This is a genomic window from Streptomyces griseoviridis (genome assembly GCF_005222485.1).
In the GTDB taxonomy this organism is placed as follows: domain Bacteria; phylum Actinomycetota; class Actinomycetes; order Streptomycetales; family Streptomycetaceae; genus Streptomyces; species Streptomyces hintoniae.
This window is the reverse complement of the sequence record NZ_CP029078.1, coordinates 8,505,229-8,529,017: the sequence shown is the minus strand read 5'-3', so window position 1 is coordinate 8,529,017 and position 23,789 is coordinate 8,505,229. Positions and strand designations below refer to the sequence as shown.

Sequence of the window (23,789 nt, the reverse complement as noted above, 5' to 3'; positions counted from 1 at the left end):
ATGAGTTGACGGTGCGTCAGCGTTCCGACTCGCCCGCGAGGGCGGGTTCGGGGACGGTGTCGGGCCGCGGGCCGCCGGTGGCGGCGGGCGCGGCCGGGGTGCGCAGGACGGTCTTGAGCAGCCGGGCGAAGAGATCGGCGCGGCCCGCGAGGATGGGTCCGAGGACCGCGAGGACGAGCACGTAGCCGGCGATGAACGGGGCGAGCCTGGGATCGAGTCCGGCGCTCGCCGCCATGGCGGCCAGGATCAGCGCGAACTCGCCGCGCGCGACGAGGGTGGTGGCGATCTCGGCGGCGATGTCGGGGCCGTAGCGGTAGAGGCGGGCGACGAGCAGTCCGGCGAGGATGTTCATCACCAGGGTCAGGCCGGCCGCCGCGGCGACCGGGACGGCCACGGACGCGAAGTCGCCCGGGTCGATGGCCAGTCCGAAGGCGAAGAAGAAGATGGCGGCGAAGGCGTCCCGCAGCGGGTGGACCAGTTCGCGTATGCGGGGCGCCGACGGCGTCCCGGCGAGGATCAGGCCGACCATGAACGCGCCGATGGCGTCGGCGACCCCGAGCACCTCGGAGACCCCGGCGACCAGCACGGCGGCGCCGAGGAAGCTGATCACGAGGAGTTCGTTGTCGCGGGTGGCGATCAGCCGGCCGACCAGGCGGGTGCCGTAGCGGGCGGCGGCGGCGAGCACCAGCAGGAAGCCGAACGCCTTCGCGCTCTGCAGGACCGTCTCGGTGACGCCCTCGGCGCCGCTGATGACCGGCTGGAGCGCGGCGAGGTAGAGGGCGAGGAAGATGTCCTCGACGACGATGACGCCGAGGATCAGCCGGGTCTCGGGGCGGCCGAGGCGGCCCAGATCGATGAGGATCTTGGTGACGATCGCCGACGAGGAGATGCCGAGGACACCGGCGAGGACCAGCGCCTCCCGGGTGCCCCAGCCGAGGGCGAAGCCGAATCCGAGGCCGGCGCCCACGTTCAGGAGCAGATAGACGCCCCCGGCGGCCAGCAGCCGCCGTCCTCCGCTCTTGAGGTCGTCGAGGTGGAACTCGAGGCCCAGGTAGAACAGGAGCAGCACCAGGCCGAGCGCGGAGAGCATCTCGAAGTCGTGCGCGTCCTCGACCAGGACCAGGCCCGGGGTGTGCGGGCCCAGCAGGATCCCGGCGAGCATGAACAGCGGAATCGTCGGAAGTCCGATCCTGCCGCCCAGACGCGCGAGGAGCGCGGCGGCCAGGAAGGCGCCGCCCATGGCGAGGAGGGTGTCAGCGTGTCCCACGGGTCACCGCCTTCGCGCGGTCGCGGGGGCTGGATGGCTTCAACTGACGGGGGTGGATGAGGAGTCCCCTTCCCTGGGAGTCGTCGTACTCGTGGCCGGACGCATGGTCAGCGCCGGTCGCGCGGCGGGCTGCCGGATCTCCGAAATCACCGTCGGCCGGTCGTCGACGACCGCACCGCGGCGCCCTCATCGGCAGGCAGCCTCAGCCTTCTCCCACCCTCGTCGATCGGGTGTACCGGTCACCATCCGTTGCGTCACCCATATCGGCATCGGACCGGGTTCGCCCCGTGCGCTTCGCTCAGCCGACGTCCCACAGGAACCGGTGGGTGTGGATGCCGAAGTACGGGAACGACTGGACGCCGCTGACGCCCTCGACCGGGCGGACGACGTCGTTGACGAAGTCGAGCAGTTCGCGCGGGCCCGGTGTGACGACCTCGGCGAACAGGTCGAAGCCGCCCGAGGTGAGGACCGCGTAGACGACCTCGGCGCGGGCGGCAAGTTCGTCGGCGACGGCGCGCGGGTCGCCGTCGACGGTGATGCCGAGCAGGGCCATGGCCTGGCCGCCCATGGCCATCGGGTCGGTGACGCCGACGACCTGGACGGCCTTGGAGTCCAGCAGGCGTTGCAGCCGCTGCCGGGCGGCGGACGCGGACAGGCCGACCCTGGGTCCGAGGTCGGCGTAGGCGATGCGGCCGTCGCTCTGCAGCTCGCGCAGGATGGCCCGGTCGATCTCGTCCACGGTCGGCTTCCTCCCTCTCGGTTCGGCTGCGGTGAGCCTATCGGCGCTGCTCAGGCGGTGAGTTCGGTCAGGGCCGCGGCGAACACCTCGGTGTGCGTGTCGACGTCGCGCGCGGTGGTGTCCGGGCACATCAGGGCCATGTTGTGGAACGGGGTGAGGAGGATGCCCCGGTTGGCCAGGTAGAGGTGCAGGTAGTCCTCGAGGGCGGGGTCGGCGGCCGCCGCCGACGCGGTGCCGGTGCGGGGCGCCGGGTCGGCGAAGCGGTACTCGCTGCGGGCCCCGAGCAGGCTGACCGACCAGGGCAGGGCGTGCGCCTCGATGCCCGCGCGGACGCCGGCCGCGAACCGCTCGGAGAGGGCCGTCATCCGGGCGAACGCCGCGTCGGTCAGGACGTGTTCGAGGGTGGCGCGGGTGGCGGCGACCGAGAGCGCGTTGCCCGCCAGGGTGCCGCCGACGCCTCCCATGTCGACCAGGTCGAGGTCGGCGCGGCCCAGCAGCCGGTCGGCGAGGTCGGCGCTGAGCCCGTAGGCGCCGGCCGGGACGCCGCCGCCGATGGCCTTGCCGATGGTGAGCAGATCGGGTTCCAGGCCCCAGGCCGCGGTGCAGCCGCCGGGTCCCGCAGAGAAGGTGTGGGTCTCGTCGTTGATGAGCAACGTGCCGTGGGCGCGCGTCAGTTCGCGCACGCCGGCCAGATAGCCGGGCTCGGGCAGCACGATGCCGATGTTGGTGAGCGCGGGTTCCATCAGGACGGCGGCGACGTCGCCGTGGGCGAGGGCCCGCTCCAGCTGCGCCAGGTCGTTGAACTCGGCGACCCGGCTGGTGAGGGTGACGTCGCAGGGGGCGCCGACGTTGCCGGGGCGGGGCGCTCCCGCGCCGTCCTCGCCGACGACGATGAGGGACTCGTCGACGCTGCCGTGGTAGCTGTAGCTGTTGACCAGGATCTTGGGGCGGCCGGTGACGGCGCGGGCGAGCCTGATGGCCCAGCGGTTGGCGTCGGTGGCGGTCAGCGAGAAGCTCCAGCGGGCGAGTCCGAAGCGGCGGGTCAGCTCGGCGCCGACCCATTCCGCGTCCTCGGTGGGGAGCATCGCGGTGGCGCCGCCGAGGTCGGTGAAGCGGCGCTGGACGGCCTCGGCCACCGGCGCGGGCGAGTGTCCCGCCATCGCGCCGGTGTCGCCGAGGCAGAAGTCGATGTACTCCTGCCCGTCGATGTCGGTGACCCGGGCGCCGCGGGCCGTCGCCAGGTAGCGCGGGAAGGGGCCTGCGGTCTTGTTCATCCAGGTCATCGGCACCCGGCCGAAGAGGTGCTCGGCCCGTCCGTAGGCGCCGCGGGAGCGGGGTCCCCGACGTGCGGCCTCCGCGGTTTCGCGGTCGAGTAGATCCTGAAGGCGGGCGCGGTCCATGGTCACCTCTGCGTCTGGGGCCGTTCGAACAGCAGGAGGCTACGACGGATACCGCGATGACCTCAAGGCTCGACGAAGGATTCCGTTGTCAGGACACACGGATCATGCGTGTTGTCCCGGTGGGACAGATGTCCCATCGGGCAAGATGTCCCGAGGGGACATCGAGGAGTACGCTCAGGGGCATGAAGGCAACGGAGCCGAACAGCACGACGGAGGACCGGCGGGCCCGCAAGGCGCGGCAGACGCGCGACGCGATGGCCGCCGCCGCCGTCGGCCTGATCCTCGACCGCGGCCTGGCCGCCACCACCGTCGAGGCGATCGCGGAGCACGCCGACGTCACCCGCCGCACCTTCAGCCGGTACTTCACCGGCAAGGAGGACGCGGCCCTCGACTTCGTCCGCGGCGACGGCGACCGCATCAACGCCCTGCTGCGCGCGCGGCCCGCCGCCGAACCCCCGCTCCTCGCCTACCGGCGGGCCGTGCGCGGCTGGCTGGCCGACCGGGAGAACCCGGCCTGGCACGTCAGGCCCAGGATGCGCAGGCTGCTGGCGGTGGTGGACGGCGAGCCCGCGCTGTTCGCCGCGTACGAACGCATCCGGGTCGACGCCCAGGAGGAGTCGATCCGCATCATCGCCGACCGGCTCGGCACCGACGACGTCCGGGACCTGCGCCCGGCCGTCGTGGTCGACGCCGCCGCCGGCGTCCTCACCGCCGCGCTGCGCGCCTGGGCGCGCGCCGGATCGGACCACGACTCGGGAGCCGCAGACCTCGCCGCCCTGGTGGAGCGGGCCTACGACGCCCTGATCTCGGAGGCCGCGGCCGCGGTCACCGATGGCACTACCGAAGAGTGAAGGCACCATGAGCACCACCCCGCACACCCCCGACTACGCCACCGAGTTCGCCGGCAGGACCGCGCTGGTCACCGGCTCCGCCTCCGGCATCGGGCTCGCCACCGCCCGCCGCCTCGGCGCGGGCGGGGCCGCCGTCGTCATCGCGGACCACAACGCCGAGGGCGCCGAGCAGGCCGCCGCCGGCCTCAGGGCCGAGGGCATCAAGGCCGCCGCCGTCGAGCTGGACGTGACCGTTCCGGCGTCCGTGGCCGCCGCCGTCGCCTTCGCCGTCGACACCTTCGGCGGTCTCGACCTGGCCGTCAACAACGCGGGCATCGGCGGCCCCAGCGCGCCCACCGGCGCGTACGACATCGACGCCTACGACCGGGTCGTGCGCACCAACCTCGACGGCGTCTTCTACTCCCTGCGCCACGAGATCCCGGCGATCCAGGCGTCGGGCAAGGGCGGCGCCATCGTCAACGTGGCCTCCATCCTCGGCACGGTCGCCTTCGCGGGCTCCCCCGCCTACGTGGCCGCCAAGCACGGCGTGGTCGGCCTGACCAAGTCCGCCGCCGCCGAGTACGCCGCCGAGGGCATCCGGATCAACGCCGTCGGCCCCGGCTTCATCGAGACGCCCCTGCTGCGCACGATGGACCAGGCCGCCTACGACGGTCTGGTGGGCCTGCACCCGGCCGGCCGGCTCGGCACCCCCGAGGAGGTCGCCGAGCTGATCGCCTTCCTGCTGTCGGACCGCGCCTCGTTCGTGGCGGGCAGCTACCACCTCGTCGACGGCGCCTACACCGCCGTCTGAGCCGCAGGGAGAGGAGTCCCGCCATGAAGGCACTGCAGTACCGCGAGATCGGAGCGGCACCCGAGGTGGTGACCGTCCCCGACCCCGAACCCGGGCCGGGACAGGTCCTGTTGAAGGTCACCGCCGCCGGTGTCTGCCACTCCGACATCGCCGTGATGAGCTGGCCCGCCGAGGGCTTCCCCTACCCGCTGCCGCTGACCCTCGGCCACGAGGGGGTCGGCACGGTCGCCGCGCTCGGCGCCGGTGTCACCGGGGTGCGCGAGGGCGACGCGGTCGCCGTCTACGGGCCCTGGGGCTGCGGCAGTTGCGCCAAGTGCGCGCAGGGCAAGGAGAACTACTGCCTGCGCGCGGGTGAGTTGGGCATCAACCCGCCGGGGCTCGGCGCGCCGGGCTCGATGGCCGAGTACCTGCTCGTCGACGACGCCAGGCACCTGGTTCCGCTGGGCGGCCTCGACCCGGTCGCCGCGGTGCCGCTGACCGACGCCGGGCTCACCCCGTACCACGCGATCAAGCGGTCGCTGCCCAAGCTGGTGCCCGGCTCGACGGCGGTCGTCATCGGCACCGGCGGCCTCGGGCACGTCGCGATCCAGCTGCTGCGCGCCCTCTCGCCCGCCCGGGTGGTCGCCCTCGACGTGAGCGCGGAGAAGCTGGAGCTCGCGAAGAAGGTCGGCGCGCACGAGGTGGTGCTGTCCGACGCGCGGGCGTCCGCCGCGGTGCGCGAACTGACCGGCGGCGTGGGCGCCGAGGCCGTCTTCGACTTCGTCGGGGCCGCGCCCACCGTCGCCTCGGCGGGCGCGATGGCGGCCGTCGAGGGCGATGTCACGATCGTCGGCATCGGCGGCGGCACCCTGCCGGTCGGCTTCGGTCACCTGGCCTTCGAGGTGTCGGTGTCGGCCCCGTACTGGGGCAGCCGCGGCGAGCTGGACGAGGTGCTGGCACTGGCCCGCTCCGGTGCCGTCTCCGTGCACACCGAGACCTACTCGCTCGACGACGCTCCGCTCGCCTACGAGCGGCTGCACGACGGGAAGATCAACGGCAGGGCGGTCATCCTCCCGAACGGCTGAGCCGTCCCCGGGCGGCCCCCGCTTCTCTTCCACAGATCTGCCGTACGGGCAGGGCGATCCCAACTCGCCCTGCCCGTACGGCATTTCCGACAGTTGAGGAAGAACCGAACGGTCCTCGGTCAGATTTCCGAACCGGTCTTTCCCGACCGTGCGAAATCGAACGATGACGGTGTGTACTGTGCTGCGAGCGGCGCCCGGGGGACGCGGAGCGACTCCCGGCCGGTGTCTGCGCCGTGCCTCCTTTCGCCCGCGACCCGCTTGGAACCGATTCGATGATCGAACTACCGGAGCTGGCCGCCGGCGGTCTCGCCGTGGGAACGCTGTCGGCGCTCGTCCTGGGCGGCGGCCTGGTGCGGTCCAGACGCCAGCTCGCCCGGCAGCGCGCCGAGACGGCCGCCCTGCGCGGCAGGCTCGAAGGCGCCATCGAGGGATTCACCGCCGAGGTCGAGCACCTCGCCACCGAGCGGGTGCCCGCCGCCGCACGGCAGTTGACGCATCCTCACGTCGTGGTGCCCGGACCCACCCAGCCGCTCATCGGCACCTCCCCGCTCGGTGTCGCGCTGGAGCACGTGCTCCAGGAGCTGCGCACCGAGCTGGCCGCGCAGCGCACCCGGATCGACGCGGCGGCCCAGGCCGGGATGCGCGGCGCCACCCGGGAGATCCAGGCCGCCCTCTACCGCCTCCAGGACGCCCTGCGCGGACTCCAACAGGACTACGACGATCCCGAGTTGGCGCAGATCCTGTTCCGGCTCGACCACGAGAACGAGCAGTCGCTGCGGCGCGCGCAGGTCGCGGCCGTGGTGTGCGGGGCCTGGGTGGGCCTGGCCCGTGAGGAGTCGCATCTGGTGGACGCGGTGACCGGCGGGCAGGCCCGGCTCGCCGGGTACCACCGGGTGCGGGTGAACAACCATCTGGAGCCCGGCACCGGCCTGGTGTCGCACGCCGTCGAGCCGGTCGCCATCATCGTCGCCGAGCTGCTGGACAACGCGCTGCGGCACTCGGCGCCCGACACCGATGTGGTGGTCGACCTGGAGCAGGTGCACCACGGGGTGTGCGTGACCGTCGACGACGCGGGTCTCGGCATGACCCGCGACGAACGGGCCCGCGCGCAGCGGCTGGTGGCGGGCTCGGAGCCGATCCTGCTGACCGAGCTGGGCGATCCGCCGCGGATGGGGCTCGCCGCGATCGGGCAGCTGACCCGGCAGTTCGACCTCGGCGTCGACGTCTCCTCGCCGTCGCCCTACGGTGGCGTGCGGGCGGTGCTGCGCATCGACAGCCATCTGCTCAGCGCGATCGACCCGGTGGAGCACCCGCCCGCGGCCGGCGCCGCGCGCTCGACCCGGGGCGCCGCGGGACGGCCGCCGACCGCCGCCCGGCGAGAGCCGCCGCACGACGCGGGCCCCGACGGACCCTCCGCGGGCCGCGAGCCGTTCCACGCCGGGCGGGACGAGCCGCGCACCCGGCACGGGGCGTCCTCCGCGACGCCGGACATCCCCCGCGCCGAACGGGAGACGCCCTCCGCCGAGCCGAACGGATTCGCCGCGCCCCGGCAGCCGTTCGCCGCCGCCCAGGACCCCTTCCCCGCGGCACAGGACTCCTCCCCCACGGCGCACGGGCCGTTCGCCACGCCACCGGAGTCCTTCCCCGGCGCCCAGGACCCGTTCGCCGCCGCGCACGGCTACGGCGCGGAGTCCGACACCTCCGACGCCCGTCCCGCCGCCGACCCGGTGGAGCGGCAACGCCCGCTGGAGAACGAGGCGTTGCCGCAGCGGCGGCGCCGCGCACGCGGCGCGGCCGGCGAGGCTCCGTCGGTCGCGAAGCGGGCCGTGCGGCGGCCCGAGGACGCCGCTCTCGCGCTCGGCGCGTTGCAGTCCGGCACCGCGGCGGCCCGCCAGGAATCCACCGAACCGAACGATGACCAGAGCGACTTCGAGGGGGGAGCGGCTCGATGACCAGCCGCCAGACGGGCGACACGGCATGGGTGCTCGATCCGATACTCCAGGTACCGCACGTGGTGGCCGCCGCCCTGCTGACCAGGGACGGCCTCGTCACCGGGTACACGGACGCGCTGTCGCGGCCGACCGCGGAACGGGTCGCCGCGATCACCAGCACCGTGCAGGGCGCGGCCCGCACCGCGGCGGCGGCGTTCGCCGACCGCGACGACGCCGAGGTCCGTCAGGTGGTGATCGAGTCGGACCACGGCTATGTGCTGATCGTGCCGACCGACCACGGCACCTGTGTGGCGGCCTACGGCTCGAACGAGGTCCGGCTCGATCTGCTGGCGCACCGGGTGCACTCCCAGGTGGCGCGGCTGGGCGAGAAGGCGATGAGCGCGGCGCCCCGGGGCGGCGACGGCGGCGCGTCGGCATGACCGGCCGCCGTGGCGGCCGTCCCCTGGTCCCCGCGTATCTGTCGACCGGCGGTCTGGCCGGTTCCGGCCGGGCCCGCCTCGACCGCCTGTCGGTCCTCACCGCCGTCGGCGCACCACCGTCGGGGGCCGGTCTGCCCGCGGCCCAACTCGCCCTCCTGGACGTCCTGGACGGCGGATCGCTGACGGTGGTGGAGGCGGCGGCGCTGCTGCGGCTGCCGGTGTCGGCGCTCCAGGTGCTCGCCGCCGCGCTCCTCGACCGCGAACTGCTGCTGGCCCGCCCTCCGGTGCCGCCCGCCGAACGGTTCGACCCCGACCTGCTGAAGAGAGTCGCCGATGGCCTCCGCTCCCTCAAGCACTAGCGGCATCCACCTCCCCGACACCGCGGCCGACCTGGTGAAGATCCTGGTCGCGGGCCCGTTCGGGGTGGGCAAGACGACCCTGATCGACTCGGTGTCGGAGATCAGGCCGCTGCACACCGAGGAGCGGCTCACCGAGGCGTCGGCGGGCATCGACGACCTGGACGGGGTGCGGGAGAAGACCACCACGACCGTCGCCGTCGACTTCGGCCGGATCAGCCTGCCGGACGGCGTCGTGCTGTACCTGTTCGGCACCCCCGGGCAGCAGCGGTTCCGGCAGTTGTGGGACGACATCGCGTACGGGGCGCTGGGGGCGCTCGTCCTGGTGGACAGCCGCAGGATCGACGCCTCCTTCGACGTGCTCGGGCTGGTGGAGGAGACGGGTCTGCCGTACGCGGTCGCCTTCAACGCCTTCCCGGACGCGCCCCGCCACCACACCCCCGAACAGCTGCGCGCCGCCCTCGACCTGGAACCGGCGACGCCGATGGTCACCTGTGACGCGCGTGACGCCGGATCCTCGCTCGACGCGCTGCTCGCCCTGGTGCAGCGCCTCGTCGACCGCCACCCCTCGGAGCCCAGGTGACCACCTATCCCGCCGCCCGGCAGGACTTCTCCCGTTCGGTGCCCGTACGGCTGTGGGAGGACGGCTTCGCCCGCGACCCGTCCCGCTACTACACCGCGCTGCGCTCGCAAGGCCCGGTCGGGTGGGCGGAGTTGGCGCCCGGTGTGCCCGCCTATGTGGTCACGGACCGGCGGGCCGCCCTCGATCTGCTCGGCGACGACGAGGCGTTCTCGCACGATCCGCGGCCCTGGGAGTCGACGGTCCCCGACGACTCGCCGGTGCTCGGGATGATGCGCTGGCGGCCCAACTCGCTGTTCTCGGACGGGGTCGACCACCTCCGCTACCGCAACTCCCTGATCGACACCTTCGCCCGGATCGAGCCGCACGACCTGCGGGCCAGGGTGCACCGGGCGGTGCGGGTCCTGGTGGGCCGGTTCGGGCCGCGCGGCGAGGCCGATCTGGTGGCCGACTTCGCCAGGCCGCTGATGGCCCTGGTCTTCAACAGCCTCTTCGGGCTGCCGGACAGCCACAGCGGCCGGCTCGACGCGGCGCTCGGCAAAATGATGGAGGGCGGTGCCCAGGCCGCCGCGGGCGAGGCGGAGTTCGGCGGATATGTGCTGGAGCTGATCGCGGCCAAGTCGCAGTCGCGCGGCGACGACCTGCCGAGCTGGCTGCTCGACCATCCGGCCGCGCTGACCCCGGAGGAGGTCACCTGGCAGGTGTTCCTCACGCTCGGCGCGGGGCACGAGCCGACCGCGAACCTGGTGTCGAACGCGCTGTCCAGGATCCTCGGCAACGCGCTGTACTACTCGACGCTCACCTCGGGCGCCCGCCCGGTGATGGACGCCGTCGTCGAGGTGCTGCACCACGAGACGCCGCTCGCCAACTACGGCATCCACTACGCGCGCCGCCCGGTGACGTTCCACGGGGCGTGGATCAGGGCGGCGGTCCCGGTGGTGGTCTCCTACGGGGCGATGGCGCACTTCGCCGAACGCGAGGTCACCTCCGGCAGGCATCCCAAGGACGCCTCGCATCTGTCCTGGTCGGCGGGCCCGCACGCGTGCCCGGTGCGGCAGCACACGCTGCTCATCGCGACGGAGGCGATCGAGCGGCTCACCCAGTGGCTGCCCGATCTCGACCCCGTCCTGCCCCGTGAGCGCCTGGGCTGGCGGCCGGGCCCCTTCCACCGGTCGCTCACCGCCCTGCCCGTCCGGTTCACCCCCCGCTCCCCCGACCAGCCCGGAGACCCGTCGTGACCGTCACCGACCGCATCGCCCTCGACCCGTTCGGCGCCGACATCGCCGCCGAGTGCGCCCGGCTGCGCGCCCTGGGGCCGATCGTCCCGGTGGAGCTGCCCGGCGGCATACCGGCGTGGGCGCCGACCGGGTACGACACGCTCAAGGAGCTGCTCCTGGACCCGCGGGTCAGCAGGGACCCGCGGCTGCACTGGCGGCTGTGGCCCGAGGTCGGCGACCATCCCTCGTGGGCCTGGATCCTCGGCTGGGTCGGGGTCGTCAACATGCTCTCCACGTACGGGCCCGACCACGCCAGGCTGCGCAAGCTGGTGGCGCCGAGTTTCACGCTCCGGCGCACCGAGGCGATGCGGGCCCGGGTGGAGGCGATCACCGCGGAGCTGCTCGACGGTCTCGCGGCGGCCGGCGCGGACGGCGCGGTGGTGGACGTCAGGGCGGGGTTCGCGCACCCGCTGCCGATGCGGATCATCTGCGAACTGTTCGGTGTGCCGGACGCGTTGGCGGCGGACACCGGGCGGCTGATCGCGGACATCATGGACACCTCCGATCCCAGTCCCGAGCACGGGGCGTCCGTGCAGCGGCAGATCGCCACGGTGCTGCCCGCGCTGATCGCGTACCGGGTCGCGCACCCCGGGGACGATCTGACGACCGAGCTGATCCGGGTGCGGGACGAGGACGGCGACCGGCTCAGCGACGACGAACTCCTGTACACGCTGCTGCTGGTGATCGGCGCCGGGTTCGAGACGACCGTGAACCTGATCGGCAACGCGGTCGCGGCGCTGCTGCGCGACCCGGACCAGTCGGCCGCCGTCCGGGCGGGGAGGACCGGTTGGGACGCCGTGGTGGAGGAGACGCTGCGGGTGCATCCGTCGATCGCGGCGCTGCCGCTGCGGTTCGCGGTGCGGGACATCGAGGTCGCGGGGGTGACGGTCCCGGCGGGCGACGCCATCATCACCACGTACGCGGCGGCGGGGCTCGACCCGGCGCGCTACGGGCAGGGCGCGGGCGTCTTCGACGCGGCGCGCGGTGCGGACGACCATCTGTCGTTCGGGATCGGGGTGCACCGGTGCGTGGGTGCCCCGCTCGCCCGGCTGGAGGCGCTGACGGCGCTGCCCGCGCTGTTCGAGCGCTTCCCGGGGATGCGGCTGGCGGTCGGCGCCGGGGAGCTGCGGCAGACGCCGTCGTTCATCGCGTACGGCTGGCAGGAGATACCGGTGCTGCTCGAGGGCTGAGCGCGGGGGTCGACCGGCCCCCCGTTCCGGTCGTTCCCCCGCGTTCGTCGAACTTACGTCCAGGGCCGCGGCGCGGGTAGCGCACCGGTGCCCGCCGGAGGGCCTGGAGGGCTCACCCGTGCACAGGTGCGTCCGGTGGGCCCGGGTCTGTCCTGGGCAGCGCGGGCGCGTCGAGGGTGCCGAGGGCGAGATGGGCGAGGACGGCCTCGTACAGGTCGCTGCCGCCGGCCAGGAGCTGGCGTTCCAGGACGGGTTCGGCGGCCCGGACGTGCTCACGGACGGTCTGCGGGTGGAACCCGAGGCGCTGCGCGGCCCGTTCGGCGTTGCCGCCCTCCGCGATCCAGGCGCGCAGGGTGCGCCGCAGGTCGCGGGCGTCCGGGTCGAGCCTGCCGAGCAGTCCGCTCGCCCAGCCCCGCAGGGCGCCGCCGCCGAGCAGGTCGGCGAGACCGGCGACGTCGGGCCTCTCGTCGGCCCGGTCCCGGTCGTCCCCGCCGGCCTCCGCGTTGAGGGCCAGGTGGACGACGGCGCGGACGGTGAGGTCGGAGAGGTCCGCGTCGAGGAGCGTCTCCAGGCGTTCCATGCGGGCGCGCACGGTGTTGCGGCTGACGCCCATGATCTTGGCGGCGCTGACGGCGGTGAACTCCAGGCCGAGCCGGGTGGTGGCGAGGAGTTCGGCGCGGGTGTGGTGGGCGAGGCGGTCGAGGGGGCGCAGCAGGCGGGTGGCCCAGTGGTGCAGGGCGGCCGGGTCCATGAGGCGTTCGGGGTGGGTGCGTTCGGCGTAGACGGCTTGGTGGTCGGGGCTGAACCGGGCGACGGCGAGGGCGCTGACGGCCTGGCCGTAGGCGGTGGCGGTGCGGGCGAGGCGCTGCGGGGTGCTGCCGCCGAGGAAGGTGCCCGGCCGTCGTCCGGCCACGGAGCGCAGTTGGTCGGCCGCGGTGTCGTGCGGGGTGAGGACGATGACGTGCCGGTCGACGGCCGGGCAGCGCACGACGAGGGCGCGTTCGCGGGTGGCGTCGAGGCACTCCTCGGCGATCCGGTCGCGTTCCCGCGCGTACGCCTCCAGGACGTAGACGCGCGCGGTGTCGGTGTCGAGGAGTCCTGGCCAGAATCCGGCGGCGACCCGGCGGGCGGAGACGGTGTCCTCGACCATCAGCAGTTGCAGGATGGCGAGCCGCAGGTCGGCGGTGGCGCGGCGCAGCCGCCGTCCGGCGGTGGCGGTCCCCCGTGCGGCGAGCAGCAGTTCGAGGACCTGCGCGGTGCGGCTGACGATGTCGGCGCCGCGCCGGTCGAAGGGGTCGGCGCGGTCGACGGCGAGGACGGCGACGGCGGGGTGGTCGGGGTGGGCGACGCGGACCAGACGCTGGTGGCGGCCGGCCTCCTGGCAGGAGGCGGACGCGATCCGGCCGGAGGCGAGGTCGGCGAGGAGGGCGCGGTCCACGGGGGCGGGTGAGCCGGCGAGGAGCGCGCCTGAGCCGTCCAGCAGGCCGGCCGTGCCGGTGACCGCGTCGGCCAGCCAGGCGACGACCTTGCGCGGGTCCCGGCCGCCGGGCCGCAGCTGGTCGAGGAGTTCCCTGGCCCAGGGGTCGGCTTCAGGGCCCGGCGCCCGCCGGCCCCCGTCCTGTCGGCCGGCCATGTCGGCTTCCTCCCGTGGGTCGGATCGGGCGCGGCGTGCGCTCGGGGACGTTACCCCACCGGGCCCGCGCCGTGACCGGGGCGCCGGGGGGCGGGGAGTCTCCCGCGTGGCGGTGTCCGGCCGACGCAATAGGCTCGGTGGATGGCCAAGTACTTCGACGTGCACCCGGACAACCCCCAGGCGCGCACCATCAACCAGGTCGCGGACCTCATCCGCGCGGACGCGCTCGTCGCGTACCCGACGGACTCCTGCTACGCGCTGGGCTGCCGTCTCGGCAGCCGGGACGGCATCGACCGGATCCGCGCGATCCGGCGGCTCGACGACCGGCACCACTTCACGCTGGTGTGCCAGGACTTCGCCCAGCTGGGCCAGTTCGTGCGGATCGACAACGACGTGTTCCGGGCGATCAAGGCGTCCACGCCGGGCAGCTACACGTTCATCCTGCCGGCGACCCGTGAGGTGCCGCGGATGCTCCAGCACCCGAAGAAGAAGACGGTGGGGGTGCGCATCCCGGACCATGTCGTCACCCAGGCGCTCCTGACGGAGCTGGGTGAGCCGCTGCTGTCCAGCACGCTGCTGCTGCCCGACGAGGAGGAGCCGCTGACCCAGGGCTGGGAGATCAAGGACCGGCTCGACCATGTCCTCGACGCGGTCGTCGACAGCGGGGAGTGCGGCACGGAGCCGACCACGGTCATCGACTTCTCCAGCGGCGAGGCGGAGATCGTGCGGGTCGGCGCGGGGGACCCGACGCGGTTCGAGTGAGGCTCGCCGGGTGGCGGCGGGGGTGGTCCCGGCCCGGTGGGTGGTCCGTGCAACGATGTGCGCGGCCCGACCCCCCACGGGCCGGCGACCCGCTCGCCGCCGACCGCGCTGAGAGGCACCTTTCGCCATGACCTCCGTACAGGGAACCGCCGTTGACATCACGACCGAGGACGGCGTCGCCGACGCGTATCTGGCGCATCCCGACGACGGGCTCCCGCACCCCGGTGTGCTGCTCTACCAGGACGCCTTCGGTCTGCGCCCGCAGCTGAGGTCGATGGCCGACCGGCTCGCCGCGGCCGGGTACACGGTCCTGGTGCCGAACGTCTTCTACCGCAGCGGGCGCACCCCGCTGTTCGATCTGCCGGAGTTCATCGATCTGTCGGCCCGGCCGGAGATCTTCGGGCAGATCGGCCCGGTGATGGGGGCGCTGACCGCCGAGATGTCCGTGCGGGACGCGGGCTCCTACCTCCAGTGGCTGGCCGAGTCGCCGCTGGTGGCGGACGGTCCGGTCGCGCTGACCGGTTACTGCATGGGGGCCAGGCTGGCGCTGCTGACCGCGGGCACCTACCCGGCCCGGGTCGCGGCCGCCGCCGGTTTCCACGGCGGCAGGCTGGCGACGGACCAGCCGGACAGCCCGCATCTGGTGGCCGGGAACATCACGGCCGAGCTGTACTTCGGCCACGCCGACGAGGACTCCTCGATGCCGCCCGAGCAGCAGCGGCTGCTGGAGGAGACGCTCACCGCGGCCGGTGTGCGGCACCGGTGCGAGGTGTATCCGGGAGCCCACCACGGCTACACCCAGGCGGACACGGACGCCTACGACGAGAAGGCCACGGAGCGGCACTGGGCCGCGCTGCTGGACCTGCTGGCCCGCACCTTCTGATCTTCCGCCGAGGGCGCCCACGGGTGATCTCCCGTGGGCTTCCTCCGGTGCGCGCACGTTCCGCTTATTGACATGCACGCAACTCCGGTGCGACTTTGAGAGCGCTCTCAGAGCGAGGTACGGACCAATCCCCTCGGGTGATCCCCCCACACACACGGAGGTGGAGCGTGCGACGAAAGCTCACGCGCCGTCTGCTGGCACCGGCCGCGGCGGCGGCGCTGCTCACCGCGGTTCTCTCGGTGCAGGCACCGTCGTCCGCGGACGCCGCGGTGCCCGCGACCATTCCGCTCAAGCTCGTCAACAACTCCGGTCGCGGCGACGCGGTCTACGTCTACATCATCGGCACCCAGCTCTCCACCGGGCAGCAGGGCTGGGCGGACGCGAACGGCACCTTCCACGCCTGGCCGGCCGGCGGCAACCCGCCGACCCCCGCGCCGGACGCGTCCATCGCCGGTCCGGCGAGCGGCCAGTCCAAGACCGTCAGGCTCCCGAAGTTCTCCGGCCGGGTCTACTTCTCCTACGGCCAGAAGCTGGTGTTCAAGCTGACGACCGGCGGACTGGTCCAGCCCGCCGTGCAGAACCCGACCGACCCCAACCACGACATCCTCTTCAACTGGTCCGAGTACACGCTCAACGACGCCGGCATCTGGCTCAACAGCACGCAGGTCGACATGTTCTCGGCGCCCTACGCGGTCGGCGTGCAGCGGGCCGACGGCTCCACGGTCACCACCGGCCACCTCAAGTCGGGCGGCTACAACGGGGTGCTGAGCGACCTGCGCGGCCGCTCGGGCGGCTGGGCGCAACTGGTGCAGACGCGGTCCGACGGCACGGTGCTGCGGGCGCTGGCGCCGGGCCACGGCCTGGAGTCGGGCGCGCTGCCCGCCTCCGTGATGGACGACTACATCAACCGGGTCTGGCAGAAGTACGCGTCGTCGACGCTGACCGTCACGCCCTTCGGCGACCAGCCCAACACCAAGTACTTCGGCAAGGTGTCGGGCAACACCATGAACTTCACCAACAGTTCGGGCGCGGTCGTCACCAGTTTCCAGAAGCCCGACGCGGACAGCGTCTTCGGCTGCCACAAGCTGCTCGACGCCCCCAACGACCAGGTGCGCGGCCCGATCTCACGGACCCTGTGCGCCGGGTACAACCGCACCACGCTGCTCACCAACGCGAGCCAGCCGGACTCCTCGGCGACCGGTTTCTACCAGGACGGCGTGACCAACCAGTACGCCCGCGCCATCCACGCCCGGATGGCGGACGGCAAGGCGTACGCCTTCGCCTTCGACGACGTCGGCAACCACGAGTCGCTGGTGAACGACGGCAACCCGCAGTCCGCGACGCTCACCCTCGACCCGTTCAACTGACGGGCCCGGCACGGCGGCAGGGCCGCACCCCGTCCGACACGGGGTGCGGCCCTTCGTCATGCGGTGGGTCAGCTGGTCGTCACGGCGGTGTCGTCCACGACGAAGCTGGTCTGGAGGGAGGAGTCCTCGACGCCCGAGAACTTGAGGGCGACGGTCGAGCCCGCGAAGGACGACAGGTCGAAGGACTTCTGGGTGTACCCGGAGGCGGCGTTGAGGTTCGAGTACGTCGCCAGGGTGGTCGAACCGGCGGTGACCGTCAGCTTGTCGTACGCGGTGCTCGTGGTGGTCTCCGAGGTGTCGATGTGCAGGTAGAAGGTGAAGGTGGCCTTGCAGCCGCTCGGGACGGTCACCGACTGGGAGAGCGTGTCGGTGTGCGTCGAGCCGTACCCGTCGAGCCAGGCGTAGTACGAACCGCCGTGCGCGCTCTGCCCGGTGGAGTTGGTGACGACCCCGCTGGAGGCGGTCCAGGTGGTGTTGCCCGACTCGAAGCCCTGGTTGCCGAGGAGCTGCGTCGAGGTGCAGGTGCCTCCGCCGCCGCTCGACGAGACCGTCCAGGTGAAGGACGCGGTGCCGGTGGCGCCGGTGCTGTCGGTCACCGTGACGGTGCTGCTGTAGGTGCCCGCGGTGGTCGGGGTGCCGGAGATCGCGCCGGTGGCGGAGCTGATCGACAGACCGGTCGGCAGGCCGCTCGCCGCGTAGGTCAGGGAACCGCTGTTGCTGCTGCTCGCCGTGATCTGGAGGCTCACCGCGGTGCCGACGGTGGAGGACTGGCTGCCCGGGTTGGTGACCGTGACGCCGGTGGTCGGCACGGTGATGTGGCTGCCGACGTTGATGCCGGCGAACGCGTTGCCGACCCCCGCGTACTGCGTGGAGCCGGTGCCGTACAGCGCGGCGGCGGCGTTCAGGGCGGCGGTGCGGGCCCCGGCGTAGGTGGTGCTGGACGTCATGTACGACGTCAGCGCCTTGTACCAGATCTGCAGGGCCGCGTCCCGGCCGATCCCGGCGACCGCGACACCGTCGGAGGTGCTGCTGGTGTAGGTGACGCCGTTGATGGTCTTGGTGCCGCTGCCCTCGGAGAGCAGATAGAACATGTGGTTGGCCGGGCCCGATGAGTAGTGCACGTCGAGGTTGCCGACGCCCGAGTACCAACTGTCCGCCGAGGCGCCGTCCTTGCTCGGCTTGTCCATGTAACGCAGCGGCGTGCCGTCGCCGTTGATGTTGATCTTCTCGCCGATGAGGTAGTCGCCGACGTCGGAGGAGTTGTTGGCGTAGAACTCGACGCCGGTGCCGAAGATGTCGGAGGTCGCCTCGTTCAACCCGCCCGACTCACCTGTGTAGTTGAGCCCGGCGGTGTTGGAGGTGACGCCGTGGCTCATCTCGTGGCCTGCCACGTCGAGCGAGGTCAGCGCGTGGGTGCCGCCCGAGCCGTCGCCGTAGGTCATGCAGAAGCAGGAGTCGTCCCAGAAGGCGTTGACGTAGCTGCTGCTGTAATGGACCCGGGAGTAGGCGGCGACACCGTTGTTCTTGATGCCGTTGCGCCCGAAGGTGTTCTTGTAGAAGTCCCAGGTCGTCTGGGCGCCGTAGGCCGCGTCCGCGCCCGCGGTCTGGGTGTTGGAGCCCGCTCCGGTGCCCCAGACGTCGTCGGCGTCCGTCATCAGGGTGCCGGTGCCCGAGGTGCCGTTGTTGAGGCTGTACGTCTTGTGGCCGCCGCGCGTGGTGTCGTACAGCTGGTAGGTCGAGCCCGAGAGCGTGGTGTTGAGGGTGACCGTCCCGCTGTACTGGGTGTTGCCCGTGCCCGACTTGACGGCCTGGTAGCGGTACAGCTCCGCGCCGCTGGTGGCGTCCGTGACGACGTGCAGCTGACTGGGGGTGCCGTCGTCCTGGAAGCCGCCGACCACGGTCTCCCAGGCGAGCTTCGGGGTGCCGCTGCCGGCCCAGACGACCTTGCGGGCGCTGTCGGCGGTGGCCCGGTCGGCGTCGAGCGAGGCGGCGGCCTTGAGCGCCTTGGTCTCCGCGGACGCCTTGGTGTAGGTCGCCGTGGTGGACGCGACCTTGACGGTCCGCCTGCCGTTGAAGGTGGCGCCGACCGTGCCGGTCGCCTCGGCGGCGGGCGGGGTGTGCACGATGAGGTCGCCGCCGAGGACGGGCAGCCCGGCGTAGGTCCGCTCGTAACGGGTGTGCAGGGTACCGTCGTTGTCCTTGACGACGTCCTTGACGACCAGCTTCTCCTGGCTGCCGAGGCCGATGGCGCGGGCCGTCGCGGCCGTGCCGTCCGTCGCGCCGCTGAGCAGCGTGGCGCGCTGCGCCGGGGTGAGCTTCGCCTCCAGGCCCCCGGTGCGCAGCGGGCTGGGGTGGGGGGCGGCGGGCGCGGCCTGGGCCGGGGCCGCCTGGACGCCTACGGCGAGGAGGGCCGCGGCGGAGAGCAGGGCTCCGGCCGCGGTCCGCTTGCGGGGGTTGCGTCTCACTCGTTCTCCTCCTGCGACGACCGCGTGGGGCGGCCGGTGACAGACCGGGCAGCCGGGTGTACTGACCGGGACGAGCCGAGCTGTGCGGGGGCCGTGGAACTGTGCCGTGAGCGTGGGGGGTGGGGCGGTGGTTGGGAGAATGACAGAGTTGACCGTGGCATGTCACTGCGGTTCGGGGAATCGAGGGTTATCCCTCTGTACCCGCCGCCCACCCCCGGTCACCACCGATCCCCGCTGTCCGCAGGGGAGTTGACCGTTGTTACGGTGAACCGGTGTCTGACTCCTCACGCGATACCGCCGAGGGCGCCGGCTGGGGCACCGCCGAACCGGGCGACTACCAGCGGCTGTTGCCTCCCCGGGTCGAGAAGATCTCCTGGTTCGCCCCCCGCACCCTGTGGGCCGCCCGCAACGGCGTCCTCGCCTCCCTGTTCGGCGACCCCACCGGCCGCACCAGGGCCCGCTGGGTGGCGCAGCGGGAGGCCGCGGGGGCGCCCGCGGACAAGGTGATCAGACACGAGGTCCCCGACCGCTTCTCGTTCATGGTCATCGGCGACACCGGCGAGGGCGGCGACTCCCAGTACGCGGTGGTGCCCGGCTTCCTCGACGTCTCCCGGGGCACCGAGTTCGCCGTCATCGCCAGCGACGTCATCTACCCGGTCGGCAGCGCGGACGACTACGACACCAAATTCTTCCGGCCCTACCAGGACTACCCGGCGCCGCTGTACGCGATACCCGGCAACCACGACTGGTACGAGGACCTCGGCGCCTTCATGCGCGTCTTCTGCGACGACGCCCCACCGCTCGGCCCCGAACCCGCCCCGCGCCCGCCGACCCGCGCCTGGCTGCGCTCCCTGCTGTGGCACAGGCCCCGCCAGGACGACGGCCAACGCCTCGACGCGGCACGGAAGTTGCGCTCCGACGACGCGCAGCGCACCGTCCAGCCCGGCCCCTACTGGGCCATCGACGCAGGCCCCGTCCGCCTCGTCGGCATCGACACCGGACTCCTCGGCACCCTCGACGCCGAACAGGGCGCCTGGCTGCGCGAGGTGTCCAAGGGACCCCGCCCGAAGATCCTGATCACCGGCTCACCGCTGTACGTCGACGGCGAGCACCACCCGTGCCCGATCGACGGCGGCGGCACCGTCGACGACATCGTCCGCGACGCCGACCACCACTACGTCGCGGCCATCGGCGGCGACATCCACAACTACCAGCGCTACCCGGTCGACATGGACGGACGCACCGTCCAGTACGTGGTCTCCGGAGGCGGCGGCGCGTTCATGCACGCCACCCACACCATCCCGCACGTGGACGTCGCGGCGGTCACCGAGCGGGAGTTCCGCTGCTACCCGCTGCGCGGCGACTCCCTCGCCTTCTACGCCCGGCTCTACGGCCACCGGCTGCGGATGCCCCGCTTCTTCGCGCTCACCGAGGCCGAGGCCACCGCCGTCGTCGCCGAACGCCTCGGCATCACGCCCACCCGCGCCCCGGGCGGCCCGGTACGGGTGACGCGCCGGATGCGGCTGGTGGCGAGCCTGCTGGGGGCCGGCGGACGCCGGGACCGCGCCGCCCGCTTCCGGCTCCCGGTGCGCAAGATCTACACGCAGCTGTTCTCGCCCGGCTCGGTGACCTACCGTCCGCCGTTCTTCAAGTCCTTCCTGCGCCTGGACGTCACCCCGGAGGCGGTCACGCTGCGCTGCCACGCGGCCACCGGCAACCGGGCCCAGGAGGTGCGCCCGCCGGTCGAGGACGAGATCATCATTCCGCTGCCGCCCGCCCCCTGACCGGCACCACCTGCGACAATCGAGAGGGAACTGGTGTACGGCCCCGCGGGGCCGTGGACGATGGAGACGCCGTGCCGCTCACCTCACGACCGCTGCGCAAGCTGGGATTCCTGACCATCGGGCTGTTCGACGAGCACGATCCCGGCCGGGGCCACGAATCCACTCTGGAGATCATCGAGCTGGGCGAGCGGCTCGGCTTCGACAGCGCCTGGCTGCGCCACCGCCACCTCCAGTACGGCATCTCCTCGCCGGTCGCCGTGATGGCGGCGGCCTCGCAGCGCACCCGCCGCATCGAGCTGGGCACCGCCGTCATCCCGCTCGGCTGGGAGAACCCGCTGCGCCTCGCCGAGGACCTGGCGACGGTCGACGTGCTGTCCGGCGGGCGGATCAACCCGGGCGTCTCGGTCGGCCCGCCGATGCACTACGACCGCGTCAAGGAGGCCCTCTACCCGGACACCGCCGACGTCGAGGACTTCAGCTACGAGCGGGTGCGGCGGCTGCTCGACCTGGTGCGGGGCGGGCGCGCCAGCGACTTCGACGGCACCGAGGGCTTCGAGGTGTTCTCCCACCGGGTCCAGCCGCACTCCCCCGGTCTCGGCCGGCGCCTGTGGTACGGCGGCGCCAGCCTCGGTTCGGCCCGCTGGGCGGGCGAGCACGGCATGAACTTCCTGACCAGCAGCGTCGTCAAGGCGGCGGGCGAGGAGGAGGGCGGGCACGACTTCGCCGCGATCCAGGCGTCCCAGATCCGCGCCTTCCGCGAGCGGCACCCCGACGGCGACGCCGCCCGGGTCTCCCAGGGCCTGGTCGTCATCCCGACCGACTCCGCCACGCCCGAGCAGCGCGCGCGGTACGAGGCGTACGCGGCCGAGCGGCTGCCGCGCACCGCCACCCCGCAGGGCCCGGCCCGGCTGCTGTTCGCGCCGGACCTGGTGGGCACCTCGGAGGAGATCGCCGAACGGCTGCGCGCGCACGCCGGGTTCCGCGAGGTGGACGAGGTGGCGTTCGCGCTGCCGTTCACCTTCGGCCACGAGGACTACGTGCAGATCCTCACCGACATCGCCGGACGGCTCGGACCCGCGCTCGGCTGGAGCCCGGCGGGCTGAGGCGTCACCAGCGGCCCGGCGCGGTGCCGGTGACCGGCTCGGACGGCCTGCCGTCGACGCCGACCGGGATCTCGCCGGTGAGCATCACCCGGTGCATGGTGCGGGGGAAGCCGAGGTGGGCGTTGTCGGAGGGGGCGAGGTGGATGGTGGCCCGGTTGTCCCAGAACGCGACGCTGCCCGGCTCCCAGCGGAAGCGCACCGTGTACTCGGGGCGGGTCGCCTGCTCCAGGAGCAGGTCGAGGAGGGCGGCGCTCTCCGGGCGTGAGACGTCCCGGATGTGCTCCAGGTAGTAGCCGTTCACGGAGAGGATCCGCTCGCCGGTCTCGGGGTGCACCCGCACCAACGGGTGCACGGAGGCCACCTGGTGGTCGAGGAGATGGCGCAGATAGGCGTCGTCGCCCGGCCTCGGCTGGTACCCCACGCCGAGCCGGTGCTCGGCCCGCAGTCCGTCGACGAACTCCCGTACCGGTGCGGAGAGTCCGGCGTAGGCGGCGGCCAGGTTGGACCAGGTCGTGTCGCCGCCGTAGGGGGGTACGGTCTCGGCGCGCAGGATCGTCGCCGCGGGCGGGTCGACGCGGGCGCCGTGGTCGCAGTGCCAGCCGCGCAGCAGGGTGTGCCGGCGGCGGGCCAGCCACTCGTCGTGCTCCATGCCGAACCGGCCGCCCAGCTCCAGGCGGTCGGCGGTGGTCTCCACCTCGGGGAAGCCGGCCGGTGAGGCGCCGCCGCGGCGGCCGAGCACCACCGGCTCGCCGAACCGGCGGGCGAAGGCGACATGTCCGGCGTGGTCGAGGCGCTGGCCGCGGAAGAAGAGCACCTTCCAGCGCCGCAGCGCCGCCCTGATCTCCTCGACCACCGGGGCGTCGAGATCCCCGGCCAGGTCGACGCCGGTGATCTCGGCCCCGATGTGTCCGGCGACCGGCCGCACCTCGATCCCCGTCGCGCCGGCCGCCGCGTCCCGCTCCGTCGTCATACCCGCTCCGTCGGTCGTCCTTCGGTCACCTGGGTGTCAGGCTTCCCGGATCCTCCGCGATCGTGTCAGCATCGTCGGTGCAGAGTCGAGGGAAAGGCCCCAGCGTGATCAACATCCCTGCGCACCAGCTCAACGACGGCACCACGATCCCCTCGGTCGGCCTCGGCACCTGGCCGATGGACGACGCCGAGGCGGAACGCGCCGTGGCGGACGCCCTGGACGCGGGCTACCGACTCGTCGACACGGCCGCCAACTACCGCAACGAGTCCGGCGTCGGACGCGGCATCGAGCGCTCCGGGCTGGCCCGCGAGGAGCTGGTGGTGACCACCAAGCTGCCCGGCCGCGACCACGGCTACGAGGAGGCCCTCGCCTCCTTCGAGGCGTCGCGACGGCGGCTCGGCCTGGACTACGTGGACCTCTACCTGATCCACTGGCCGCTCCCCCGCGTCGACCGGTACGTGGACGCGTGGCGGGCCATGATCCGGCTGCGGGACGACGGTCTGGTGCGGTCGATCGGCGTCTCCAACTTCACCGTGGAGCACCTGGAGCGGCTGGAGAAGGAGACGGGTGTGCTGCCCGCGGTGAACCAGATCGAGCTGCATCCGATGCTGCCGCAGGAGGAGTTGCGGTCCTTCCACTCCACGAAGGGCGTCGTGACCGAGAGTTGGAGCCCGCTGGGCCGGGGCTCGGGCCTGCTGACCGATCCGGCGGTCGTCGCGGTCGCCGAGGAGATCGGGGTGACGCCCGCTCAGGTGCTGCTGCGCTGGCACGTGGAGCTGGGCGCGGTGCCGATCCCGAAGTCGTCGGACCCGGCGCGGCTGCGCGCCAATCTCGATCTGTTCGGCTTCGACCTGACCCCGGCCCAGCTGCGGGCCGTGGCCGACCGGCCGCGGCGCCGGCTGGGCGGCGACCCGGCGACGCACGAGGAGTTCTGAAC

The 23,789-nt window shown here is 73.0% G+C and carries 21 protein-coding genes; 15 read left to right on the top strand and 6 right to left on the bottom strand.

The genetic code is table 11. From position 1 onward, the window contains the following. Positions 1-16: 16 nt before the first annotated feature. The 3 genes from DDJ31_RS36780 to DDJ31_RS36770 form a co-directional block, all read right to left on the bottom strand. Entirely contained in the window at positions 17-1,267 is a 1,251-nt protein-coding gene (locus DDJ31_RS36780) for a cation:proton antiporter (protein ID WP_240677945.1), read from the bottom strand. A 298-nt stretch (positions 1,268-1,565) separates the two neighbouring features. Beyond that, positions 1,566-2,006: an Lrp/AsnC family transcriptional regulator gene (locus tag DDJ31_RS36775; protein WP_127176094.1), complete on the bottom strand. Its 441-nt coding sequence runs from the start codon at positions 2,004-2,006 to the stop codon at positions 1,566-1,568. A 50-nt stretch (positions 2,007-2,056) separates the two neighbouring features. Then, entirely contained in the window at positions 2,057-3,406 is a 1,350-nt protein-coding gene (locus DDJ31_RS36770) for a transaminase (RefSeq protein WP_127176095.1), read from the bottom strand. 182 nt (positions 3,407-3,588) lie between these two features. On the opposite strand from DDJ31_RS36770, the gene DDJ31_RS36765 reads away from it, so the two are divergent. The 9 genes from DDJ31_RS36765 (at position 3,589) to DDJ31_RS36725 (ending at position 11,885) form a co-directional block, all read left to right on the top strand. Then, positions 3,589-4,257, top strand: a complete 669-nt coding sequence (locus tag DDJ31_RS36765) for a TetR family transcriptional regulator (protein ID WP_127176096.1) — start codon at positions 3,589-3,591, stop codon at positions 4,255-4,257. 7 nt (positions 4,258-4,264) lie between these two features. Further along, positions 4,265-5,047 carry an SDR family NAD(P)-dependent oxidoreductase gene (locus DDJ31_RS36760; RefSeq protein WP_127176097.1) on the top strand — a complete coding sequence of 261 codons (783 nt, stop codon included), beginning with the start codon at positions 4,265-4,267 and terminating at the stop codon, positions 5,045-5,047. A gap of 23 nt (positions 5,048-5,070) precedes the next feature. Continuing rightward, positions 5,071-6,111 carry an NAD(P)-dependent alcohol dehydrogenase gene (locus tag DDJ31_RS36755; RefSeq protein ID WP_127176098.1) on the top strand — a complete coding sequence of 347 codons (1,041 nt, stop codon included), beginning with the start codon at positions 5,071-5,073 and terminating at the stop codon, positions 6,109-6,111. A gap of 272 nt (positions 6,112-6,383) precedes the next feature. Next, positions 6,384-8,063, top strand: a complete 1,680-nt coding sequence (locus DDJ31_RS39545) for an ATP-binding protein (protein ID WP_240677946.1) — start codon at positions 6,384-6,386, stop codon at positions 8,061-8,063. Further along, on the top strand, positions 8,060-8,482 hold the full coding sequence (locus DDJ31_RS36745; RefSeq protein ID WP_127176099.1) for a roadblock/LC7 domain-containing protein: 423 nt from the start codon (positions 8,060-8,062) through the stop codon (positions 8,480-8,482). Before DDJ31_RS39545 ends, DDJ31_RS36745 begins: the two co-directional genes overlap by 4 nt. After that, positions 8,479-8,841: a DUF742 domain-containing protein gene (locus DDJ31_RS36740; RefSeq protein WP_127176100.1), complete on the top strand. Its 363-nt coding sequence runs from the start codon at positions 8,479-8,481 to the stop codon at positions 8,839-8,841. Before DDJ31_RS36745 ends, DDJ31_RS36740 begins: the two co-directional genes overlap by 4 nt. After that, positions 8,816-9,421 (top strand): GTP-binding protein, encoded by a 606-nt coding sequence (locus DDJ31_RS36735; protein ID WP_127176101.1) that lies wholly within the window; start codon positions 8,816-8,818, stop codon positions 9,419-9,421. The genes DDJ31_RS36740 and DDJ31_RS36735 overlap by 26 nt, the downstream gene beginning before the upstream one ends. Then, positions 9,418-10,656 carry a cytochrome P450 gene (locus DDJ31_RS36730; RefSeq protein WP_127176102.1) on the top strand — a complete coding sequence of 413 codons (1,239 nt, stop codon included), beginning with the start codon at positions 9,418-9,420 and terminating at the stop codon, positions 10,654-10,656. The genes DDJ31_RS36735 and DDJ31_RS36730 overlap by 4 nt, the downstream gene beginning before the upstream one ends. Then, positions 10,653-11,885: a cytochrome P450 family protein gene (locus DDJ31_RS36725; RefSeq protein WP_127176103.1), complete on the top strand. Its 1,233-nt coding sequence runs from the start codon at positions 10,653-10,655 to the stop codon at positions 11,883-11,885. The genes DDJ31_RS36730 and DDJ31_RS36725 overlap by 4 nt, the downstream gene beginning before the upstream one ends. Positions 11,886-11,997: 112 nt before the next feature. On the opposite strand, the gene DDJ31_RS36720 is transcribed toward DDJ31_RS36725, so the two are convergent. Next, positions 11,998-13,518, bottom strand: coding sequence for a helix-turn-helix domain-containing protein (locus DDJ31_RS36720; protein ID WP_127176104.1), 1,521 nt, complete (start codon positions 13,516-13,518; stop codon positions 11,998-12,000). Between the two features lie 141 nt (positions 13,519-13,659). Here DDJ31_RS36720 and DDJ31_RS36715 point away from each other — a divergent pair, with 141 nt between their 5' ends. The 3 genes from DDJ31_RS36715 to DDJ31_RS36705 all read left to right on the top strand — a co-directional run bounded on the left by DDJ31_RS36715 (position 13,660) and on the right by DDJ31_RS36705 (position 16,530). Beyond that, positions 13,660-14,280, top strand: a complete 621-nt coding sequence (locus DDJ31_RS36715) for an L-threonylcarbamoyladenylate synthase (protein ID WP_164784819.1) — start codon at positions 13,660-13,662, stop codon at positions 14,278-14,280. 127 nt (positions 14,281-14,407) lie between these two features. Then, a complete protein-coding gene (locus DDJ31_RS36710) occupies positions 14,408-15,163 on the top strand; it encodes a dienelactone hydrolase family protein (RefSeq protein ID WP_127176105.1) in 756 nt (251 codons plus the stop codon). 167 nt (positions 15,164-15,330) lie between these two features. Continuing rightward, complete coding sequence (locus DDJ31_RS36705) at positions 15,331-16,530, top strand: glycoside hydrolase family 64 protein (protein ID WP_127176106.1); 1,200 nt, start codon at positions 15,331-15,333, stop codon at positions 16,528-16,530. 68 nt (positions 16,531-16,598) lie between these two features. Here the strand turns inward: DDJ31_RS36705 and DDJ31_RS36700 are convergent, their stop codons facing one another. Continuing rightward, complete coding sequence (locus DDJ31_RS36700; protein WP_127176107.1) at positions 16,599-18,995, bottom strand: M4 family metallopeptidase; 2,397 nt, start codon at positions 18,993-18,995, stop codon at positions 16,599-16,601. Between the two features lie 272 nt (positions 18,996-19,267). Here DDJ31_RS36700 and DDJ31_RS36695 point away from each other — a divergent pair, with 272 nt between their 5' ends. Further along, entirely contained in the window at positions 19,268-20,779 is a 1,512-nt protein-coding gene (locus DDJ31_RS36695; RefSeq protein WP_127176108.1) for a metallophosphoesterase family protein, read from the top strand. Positions 20,780-20,850: 71 nt separating this feature from the next. Further along, complete coding sequence (locus DDJ31_RS36690; RefSeq protein ID WP_127176109.1) at positions 20,851-21,882, top strand: LLM class flavin-dependent oxidoreductase; 1,032 nt, start codon at positions 20,851-20,853, stop codon at positions 21,880-21,882. A 4-nt stretch (positions 21,883-21,886) separates the two neighbouring features. Here DDJ31_RS36690 and DDJ31_RS36685 read toward each other — a convergent pair whose 3' ends face one another. Next, on the bottom strand, positions 21,887-22,852 hold the full coding sequence (locus DDJ31_RS36685; RefSeq protein ID WP_127176110.1) for a TauD/TfdA dioxygenase family protein: 966 nt from the start codon (positions 22,850-22,852) through the stop codon (positions 21,887-21,889). 104 nt (positions 22,853-22,956) lie between these two features. On the opposite strand from DDJ31_RS36685, the gene DDJ31_RS36680 reads away from it, so the two are divergent. Beyond that, the gene (locus tag DDJ31_RS36680) at positions 22,957-23,787 is read left to right on the top strand and encodes an aldo/keto reductase (RefSeq protein WP_127176111.1); all 831 of its coding nucleotides are present in this window, start codon (positions 22,957-22,959) and stop codon (positions 23,785-23,787) included. Positions 23,788-23,789: the final 2 nt, after the last annotated feature.